General features: G+C 72.4%; 11 protein-coding genes and 1 riboswitch. Of the genes, 7 read left to right on the plus strand and 4 right to left on the minus strand.

Annotated elements, in window-relative coordinates; genetic code table 11:
- From KS423_RS32620 to KS423_RS32640, 5 genes are all read left to right on the plus strand, one after another.
- Positions 1-779 (plus strand): esterase family protein (locus KS423_RS32620; protein WP_263455468.1); only part of this gene is annotated, 779 nt, incomplete at its 5' end.
- Between the two features lie 72 nt (positions 780-851).
- Positions 852-1634: a helix-turn-helix transcriptional regulator gene (locus KS423_RS32625; protein ID WP_224283366.1), complete on the plus strand. Its 783-nt coding sequence runs from the start codon at positions 852-854 to the stop codon at positions 1632-1634.
- Entirely contained in the window at positions 1631-1828 is a 198-nt protein-coding gene (locus KS423_RS32630; RefSeq protein ID WP_224283367.1) for a DUF397 domain-containing protein, read from the plus strand. Before KS423_RS32625 ends, KS423_RS32630 begins: the two co-directional genes overlap by 4 nt.
- Positions 1829-1857: 29 nt before the next feature.
- Positions 1858-1925, plus strand: a riboswitch (guanidine-III (ykkC-III) riboswitch).
- 11 nt (positions 1926-1936) lie between these two features.
- Positions 1937-2212: a hypothetical protein gene (locus KS423_RS32635; RefSeq protein ID WP_224283368.1), complete on the plus strand. Its 276-nt coding sequence runs from the start codon at positions 1937-1939 to the stop codon at positions 2210-2212.
- Positions 2213-2257: 45 nt separating this feature from the next.
- Positions 2258-2800 (plus strand): MBL fold metallo-hydrolase, encoded by a 543-nt coding sequence (locus KS423_RS32640; protein ID WP_224283375.1) that lies wholly within the window; start codon positions 2258-2260, stop codon positions 2798-2800.
- Positions 2801-2822: 22 nt separating this feature from the next.
- Here the strand turns inward: KS423_RS32640 and KS423_RS32645 are convergent, their stop codons facing one another.
- Positions 2823-3371, minus strand: coding sequence for a Uma2 family endonuclease (locus KS423_RS32645; RefSeq protein WP_224283369.1), 549 nt, complete (start codon positions 3369-3371; stop codon positions 2823-2825).
- A 102-nt stretch (positions 3372-3473) separates the two neighbouring features.
- Between KS423_RS32645 and KS423_RS32650 the strand changes: the two genes are divergently transcribed.
- Both KS423_RS32650 and KS423_RS32655 read left to right on the plus strand, forming a co-directional pair.
- Entirely contained in the window at positions 3474-4355 is an 882-nt protein-coding gene (locus KS423_RS32650; RefSeq protein ID WP_224283370.1) for an NAD(P)-dependent oxidoreductase, read from the plus strand.
- Complete coding sequence (locus tag KS423_RS32655; RefSeq protein WP_224283371.1) at positions 4345-4902, plus strand: hypothetical protein; 558 nt, start codon at positions 4345-4347, stop codon at positions 4900-4902. The genes KS423_RS32650 and KS423_RS32655 overlap by 11 nt, the downstream gene beginning before the upstream one ends.
- Before the next feature lie 4 nt (positions 4903-4906).
- Here the strand turns inward: KS423_RS32655 and KS423_RS32660 are convergent, their stop codons facing one another.
- The 3 genes from KS423_RS32660 to KS423_RS32670 all read right to left on the minus strand — a co-directional run.
- Positions 4907-6301: a DHA2 family efflux MFS transporter permease subunit gene (locus tag KS423_RS32660; RefSeq protein WP_224283372.1), complete on the minus strand. Its 1395-nt coding sequence runs from the start codon at positions 6299-6301 to the stop codon at positions 4907-4909.
- On the minus strand, positions 6298-6483 hold the full coding sequence (locus KS423_RS32665) for an MbtH family protein (RefSeq protein WP_224283373.1): 186 nt from the start codon (positions 6481-6483) through the stop codon (positions 6298-6300). The genes KS423_RS32660 and KS423_RS32665 overlap by 4 nt, the downstream gene beginning before the upstream one ends.
- On the minus strand, positions 6476-7538 hold a 1063-nt coding region (locus KS423_RS32670), incomplete at its 5' end, for a thioesterase domain-containing protein (protein ID WP_224283374.1). The genes KS423_RS32670 and KS423_RS32665, both read right to left, overlap by 8 nt.

Raw genomic sequence — 7538 nt, forward strand, 5'->3', positions numbered from 1 at the left:
CGCCCGCGCAGCCGTACGTGCGGCGGCGCGACGGCGTGCCGCGCGGGCGGACACTCCCCCGTACGGTGGCCGGCCGGCGGGTGGACGTCCACCTCCCGGCCGGGCACCGCGCGGACGGCGGCCCGTACCCGGTCGCGGTGCTGCTGGACGGCGAGATGTGGGGCGAGGTGCTGTCCGTCGGCGACACCCTCGACAACCTGACGGCGGACGGCGCGATCCCGCCCACCGTCGCGCTGCTGGTGCACACCATGGGCCCACAACGCCCGGACGACCTCAGCTGCAACCCGGCCTTCGTCGACCTCCTCGCCGACCGTCTCCTCCCGTGGGCCTGCGCGGAGTTCGGCGCGAACGACGACCCGGCCGCCACCGTGATCGCCGGCCAGAGCGCGGGCGGCCTCACCGCCGCCTACGCCGCCTACCGCCGCCCGGAGCGCTTCGGCAACGCGCTGTCCCAGTCCGGTTCCTTCTGGTGGCCCGACGAGACCGAGTTCGACGCGGGCAGCGAATGGCTGACCCGCCGCTTCGCCGCCGAGGAACGACGTGCGGCCCGCTTCTGGATCGAGGTCGGCCTCCAGGAGTGGATGCTCCTCACCCAGAACCGCCACCTGCGCGACGTCCTGACGGCCCGCGGCTACGACCTCGCCTACCGCGAGTTCAACGGCGGCCACGACTACGCCTGCTGGCGCGGCGGCCTGGCGGACGGGCTCGCACACCTGCTCGGATCACCCGGAGGGGTGGTTTCGACCGATTCGCACACCACCGAACCACCGGGCACCTAACGTCGGGAGTCCACACCGGATGACCTTGGGGGGTCAGCGATGAACGCGTCCTCGTCCGCCACTCCGCCGCCGATGTCCTGGCTGTACTGCGGCAACCAGATCAAGCTGTGGCGGACCCGCGCCGGAGTCAGCCGCGAGGCCTTGGCGGCCGAGGCCGGGTACAGCTGTGAGAGCTTGCGGTCGATGGAGGCCGGGCGGCGGAAGCCGTCGCTGCACCTGCTGCGGGTGGCGGACGACATGTGCGACGCGAAGGGAATCCTGGCAGCCGGAGCGCAGTTCCTGAAGCCGGAGAAGTATCCACACTTCGCCGAGGACTTCATGCGGTACGAGGCCGTCGCGATCGTCCACAGCTCCTACGAGAACCAGCTCATCCCGGGACTGCTTCAGACCGAAGAGACCGTCCGGTCACTCCTGCACGCACACTGGCCGCCCATGGACGACGAAACCGTGGAGGAACGCGTCGCTGCCCGCCTTCAACGACAGGAACTGCTGAAGACCCAGACCAAGTCGTTCAACTTCCTGATCGAAGAGCACGTCCTGCGGCACCCGTTCGGGAGTGCCGAGGAGCAACGCCACCAACTTCGTCACCTGCTGACCAGTGGCGAGCCTCGCCACATCGCGATTCAAGTGGTGCCGGACACCGGAGCCCATCCCGGCCTCAACGGTCCTTTCGTCCTTCTTGAGACGCCCGAACATGACCGTCTCGCCTATGAGGAAGGTCAAACGATGGGCCTGCTCTCTTCGGAGCCGGACAAGGTCAACCAGATCTGCCAGCGGCATGAAATGATCCTCAGGAAGGCCCTCAGCCCCGAGGCCTCGGCGGAGTTCATCGGCAAGCTCGCGGAGGAACTATGAGCACCGAACCGGCCTGGTTCAAGTCCAGCCACAGCGGCACCGAAGGCGGCAACTGTGTCGAGGTCGCCCTCACCCCGGGCACCGTCCGCGTGCGGGACTCCAAGGACAAGACCGGCCCCCAGCTCGCCTTCGCTCCCCAGGCTTGGGCCGACTTCGTCGAGTTCGCCCGGAACGCTTCTCCTACGACCGGCTGACGCCGCCACCGGCCCGTGCTAGCGTCCCCGGGGCGGCGCAGCGGTGCCGGCCCCGGACGAGACGTGCGCCGTACCCGGCCTGCCAAGACGACGCACTCTGGAGGCGTCGTGTCCGCTGCCGGTACTCCCGTCACCCGTCCGCTGGACGTGCGATGGATCCACGGTTCCCCGTCCGCGAAGCACAACACCGACCCGGACATCCAGGTCCACGAGTACGACGAGCACACCGTCATCCTGCGCCAGAACAAGGCGGTCCACTACGAGGCGCCGTTCCTGTTCCTGCTGTTCGGGACGGAACGGGCCGTGCTGATCGACACCGGGGCGACGGCCGAGGCCGCGTACTTCCCGCTGCGCGCGACGGTCGACGAGCTGGTGGAGAAGTAGCTCGCCCGCAACCCCCGGCCCGGTGGCGACTATCCGCTGCTGGTCCTGCACACCCACCCGCACGGCGATCACGTCGCCGGCGACAGCCAGTTCGCCGACCGGCCGGCGACCACCCTGGTCGGCGGGGAACTCGCCACGGCCTGGCCGTACTTCGGCTTCGACCGGGACGAGGAAGCGGTGGCCCCGGTCGACCTCGGCGGCGGGCGGGTGCTGAAGTGCCTGGCCACCCCGGGACACCACCGGGCGTCGGTCACCTACTACGACCCGTGGACCGGCTTCCTGCTCACCGGCGACACCGTCTACCCGGGGCGGATCTACATCAACGACTGGCCGGCCTTCGGGCGGACCATCGAGCGGCTGGTCGCCTTCGCCGAGAGCCACCCGGTGACGCACGTGCTCGGCTGCCACATCGAGATGACCCGCGAGCCGGGCGTCGACTACCCGATCCGCACCACCCACCAGCCCGAGGAGCCCCCGCTCCAGCTCACCCCGGCCCACCTGCACCGGATCCGGGCCGCCGTCGCCGAACTCGGCGACCGTCCGCGCCGGTACCCGCTGGACGACCTGATCCTCTGGCCGCACGAGTGAGCGCCCGGGGCCCCAGGGCCGGTCAATCCCGGTAGGGCACCAGCCAGGTCAGGTCCAGCTCGAAGCCGAACGGCTCCGGGATGCGGATCTTCTCGCCGAACTCCCGCTCCGTCCGGGTGTGGTAGCGGTCGCGGTTGGGCTCGGAGAACAGCGTCACCGTCTTCTGCCGCGGGTCCACGATCAGATACATCGGAAAGCCCATCCGCGGGTAGTCGCGGACCTTCCCGTTCCAGTCGTTGTCGGGGTTGGACGGCGAGACGACCTCGACCGCGATCAGTGCCAGGTCGGCCGGGATCTCTCGGCCCAGCTCGATCACGTCCTCGGGCAGGTAGGTGAGGTCGGGGTTGCGGACGGAGCCGATCTCGGGCGAGGAGAGGTCGCTGTTCCCGGTCGGGACGTAGCCGGCGGGGCAGTGCGCCTCGAACTGGCGCTGGACGATCGCGAGGTTGAGCTGGTGGATCGACGGCGGTGACGCCTGCATGACGATGATGTCGCCCGACAGTTCGACCTTGTAACCATCCGGCAGGCTGCGGCGGGCCTCTTCGAGCAGGCGGTAGTGCTCAGGGTTCATGCGCTCTCCTCCGGTGCTTCCGGCACAGTATCGCGCCGGCGCCGTAGGCTCGGCGGATTGGTGACGCGTGCGGGAGGGGTGGCCCGGGTGGGGCGTGTGGTGGTGACGGGGTCTGCCGGGTTGGTGGGGTCGGCGGTGGTTCGGCTGCTGCGGGAGTCGGGCCGTACGGTGGTCGGGGTGGACCGGGTGAAGTCCCCCGACACCGACGTGGTGGCGGACCTACGGGACGGCGCGGCATGGCGCGGGGCGCTCGCCGGGGCGGAGGCGGTCGTCCACGCGGCCGCGCTGCACGCGCCGCACGTCGGGGTGCGGCCGGATGCGGAGTTCCACGCCGTGAACGTCGGGGCGACCGGGGAACTGCTTTCCGCCGCCGAGGCGGCCGGGGTGCGGCGGTTCGTCCTCACCAGCTCGACCTCGGTGTACGGGCATGCGCTGGTGCCGTCCGACGGCGCGGCGGTCTGGGTGACCGAGGACTTGGTCGCCCGGCCGCGCGACGTCTACGACGAGACGAAGCTGGCCGCCGAGCGTCTGGTGCTCGAAGCGACCGGCATGACCACGGCGTGCCTGCGGATCGCCCGCTGTTTCCCGGAGCCGCCGCCCCTGCTGGCCCGGCACCGCCTCTACCGGGGCGTGGACCTGGCCGATGTGGCGCGGGCGCACCTGCTGGCCGTCGAGAGCGCCACGGCTGCCGGGGTGGTGAACATCGCCGGCCCGTACCCCTGGCGGACCGACGACCTCGCACGTCTTCACCGGGCCCCGGCAGCCCTGATCGCGGAGCGTATGCCGAAGGCGGCGGCCGGGTTCGACCGGCTCGGGTGGGATCTCCCCTCCTCGATCGACCGCGTCTACGTGTCCGAGCGGGCCACCAGGCTGCTGGGCTGTCGACCTCGTCGCACCGTGGCCGACGTGCTGGCCGAAGCAGCCGGACGGCGCGGCTGGTCCGATGGTCGGATCGACCGTCAGGATGGCAGGCATGCCGACTGATCGAACCGCCCGGATCCTGGGAGCCGTTCTCGGGCTCGTGTTCATCCAGACCGGCGCGAGCACGCTGCCTGCGGCAGTCGAGGTGGGGCTGCGGGTGGTGTCGCCGGCCGCGTTCATCGCGCTGATCGGGGCCTGGAACCGGTGGGGTGGCCGGGAGGAGCCGCTGGACCGGACCGGGAGCAGGCCGAAGAACGCCGTCGGACGGAACTACCAGTTCATCCCGGCTGCCGGGGGAGCCGCGATCGTCGTCGGCATCCTGGTGGTCAACCGCCTGCTGCACACCCCGCTGGCGACCGGACCATGGATCGCCACCGTGGTGAGCGCGCACTTCTTCGTCCTGGCGGCGCTCTGGCAGCGGCCCTCGCTGCACGCCCTCGGGGGCGCGATGACGCTGTGCGCGATGGCCGGGCTGGCGCTGGCCTTCGGCGATGCGCCGACGGCCGCCGTCGGCGTGGTCGCCGGGGTCGCCCCGGGATTGCTGCTCCTGGGCTCGCTGTGGCGGTGGTCCGTCCGGGCGCGCGCCGTTCCCGAGCGGACCACCGCCTGAGGGTTCAGTCCACCGGGGGCGGGCCCGGGGCCTCCGCCGGGAGCCTGGCGGCCAAGAGGGCGCCGACGGCCACCAGGCCGGCGGTGAGCAGGAGGGCGATGCGGTAGGGCGTCGGGCCCGCGCCGTCACCGACCGCGCCGAGCAGCGCCGCCGTGGCGGCGATGCCGAGGGCGCCGCCGAGGGTGCGCAGGATGGTGAACAGGCCCATCGCGCGGCCCATGGCGGGGGGCGGGACGTCGGCGAAGCCGGCGATCTGGACGGTGAGCACGGCAGTGCCCAGGATCAGGCCGACGCCGAACATCAACGCCCTTACCGCCCAAGGGTTTTCCGCGAAGCCGAGGGAGCCGATGACCACCGCCGCGAGCAAAAGCGCGGGCAGGACGAGGCGGCGCGGACCGAGCCTCGGAAGCAGCCGGTCGACCACCTGCGAGGCGGCCATCAGGCCGATCGCCTCCGGGAAGACGCTCAGCCCGGCGTCCAGGGCGGTGGCGCCGCGCACCGCCTGGTAGAGCAGCGGCAGCACGAACAGCGCGCCCATCAGCCCGGCCGCGGTCAGCAGCGCCAGCCGGCTCGCCGCACCGAAGGTTCGGTCGGCGAGCAGCCGCAGGTCCACCAGCGGTTCGGCGGTGCGCAGTTGGTGCCGTACGGCCGCTCCCAGCAGGGCCAGTCCGAGCAGCCCACCGAGGGCCACGCCCGGGGATGTCCAGCCGTGCGCCGGGCCGAAGCCGAGGGCGTAGGTCAGCAGCCCGAGGCCGGGGGTGGCGAGCAGGAAGCCGGTGGTGTCGAAGCGGCCAGCCGGAGGTTCCTGCTCGCTGCGCAGGCCGAGCAGCCCGATGACCACGGCGGCGGCCCCGATCGGCACGTTGACCAGGAACAGCCAGTGCCAGGACAGGTGCTCGGTGAGGAAGCCGCCGAGCGGCGGCCCGAGGGCGGGCATCAGCGCGGTCGGGACGATCAGGATGCGGCCCAGGCCGGCCCGCTCGTGCGGGGCGAAGGCCCGGAACAGCAGGGTCATCCCGACCGGGGTGAGCAGCCCGCCGGCCACGCCCTGGACGGCCCGGGCCGCCGACAGCGAGCCCAGGCCGGGCGCCGCCGCGCAGAGCGCGGAGGCGAGCGTGAAGGCGGCGAGCGAGCCGAGGAAGACCCGCTTGACGCCGTACCGGTCGCCGAGCCAGCCGGCCACCGGCAGGCCGAGGGCGAGGCCGACCAGGAAGGCGGTCTCCACGGCGTTGGCGGCCTCGACGGGCCGGCCGAAGTCCTCGGCGATGCTGAACAGCGCCGGGTTGACGATGGTCGAGTCCAGGCCGTTCATGCACATCGCGGCCGTGTAGACGACCACCACCGCGGCGCGCCCCGCGAGCAGGGGGCGCGCCGGGGCCTCGACCACCGGAGGGCTCACAGGGTGATCCAGTTCGCGGTGATCCACTCCAGTGCGGCCGCTCGCCCGCACGGGCCGTGGGCGATGCTCCAGCCGGCCGGGACGGCGGCGAAGGCGGGCCACAGGGAGTGCTGTCCTTCGGAGTTGACGAGCGCGAGGAACTCGCCGTCGGCGTCGAAGGGGTTGGCGGGGGCGTCACTCATGGGAGGACCTCTCCAGGTGGTCGGCGATCACGCTCGCGATGTGCGCGATCGGGGCGGGCAGGGTCATGTCCTTGTGGGAGCAGGCCACGTCGGTGTCGGCGATCCGGCCGGACACGTACGGCGTCCAGAGCTCGGGCACCAGGGCCTCGTCGATGGTGTCGACGGTGGCACGGAAGAACAGCACGTCGCCGTCGAAGCGGCGGTGGTCGTAGCCGCGCACCAGGTGGTTGGTGTTGAGGTAGATCCGGTTCAGCGCGGCCACGGTGGCCTCGTCGAGACCGGCGAGCGGGCTGCCCTCCCGGCGCAGCAGCTCGGTGACGGCGCCGAGTTCGAGCGGGCGGCCGTCGAGGTCCGCCGGCCCGAAGCCGCCCATGGTGAGCAGCGCCTCCAGCGCCTCGGCCTGGTCGGGGACGGGCAGTTCGCGGAAGCCCTCGGCGGGGTAGGCGTCCAGGATCGCCAGCAACTCGACGCTCTCGCCGAGCTCCTGGAGCCGGACGGCCACCGCGTGCGCGATGATCCCGCCGGTGGACCAGCCGAGCAGTCGGTACGGGCCCTCGGGCTGGACCTCGCGCAGCCGGTCGGCGTAGTGCGCGGCCAGCTCCTCCAGCGTCGCGGGCAAGGGGAGTTCGGCTGTTGCGGCGCCGACGCCCTGGGCCTGGAGGCCGTAGATCGGCACCTCGCTTGACAGGTTGCGGATCAGGCCGGTGTAGCACCAGCTGAGGCCGCCGGCCGGGTGGACGGCGAACAGCGGGCGCTGCCGGCCGGGGGCGACGGGCCGCAGCGGGAGCAGCACGTCCAGGGCGTCGGTGTCCGGCGCGCCCGCCGCGAGGGCGGCGTCCAGGGCGGCCACGGTGGGCGTCTGGAACAGTGCACCGATGCCGACCTCCAGTCCGAGCACCTCGCGGATCCGCCCGGCGAGGCGCACGACCAGCAGCGAGTGCCCGCCGAGCGCGAAGAAGTCGTCCTCGACGCCGACCGCGGCCACGCCCAGCACCTCGGCGAACAGTTCGCACAGCTGCTGCTCGCGCGGGGTGCGCGGCGGGCGGCCGGCGCCC

Source organism: Streptomyces sp. LS1784, assembly GCF_020103755.1.
GTDB lineage: Bacteria > Actinomycetota > Actinomycetes > Streptomycetales > Streptomycetaceae > Kitasatospora.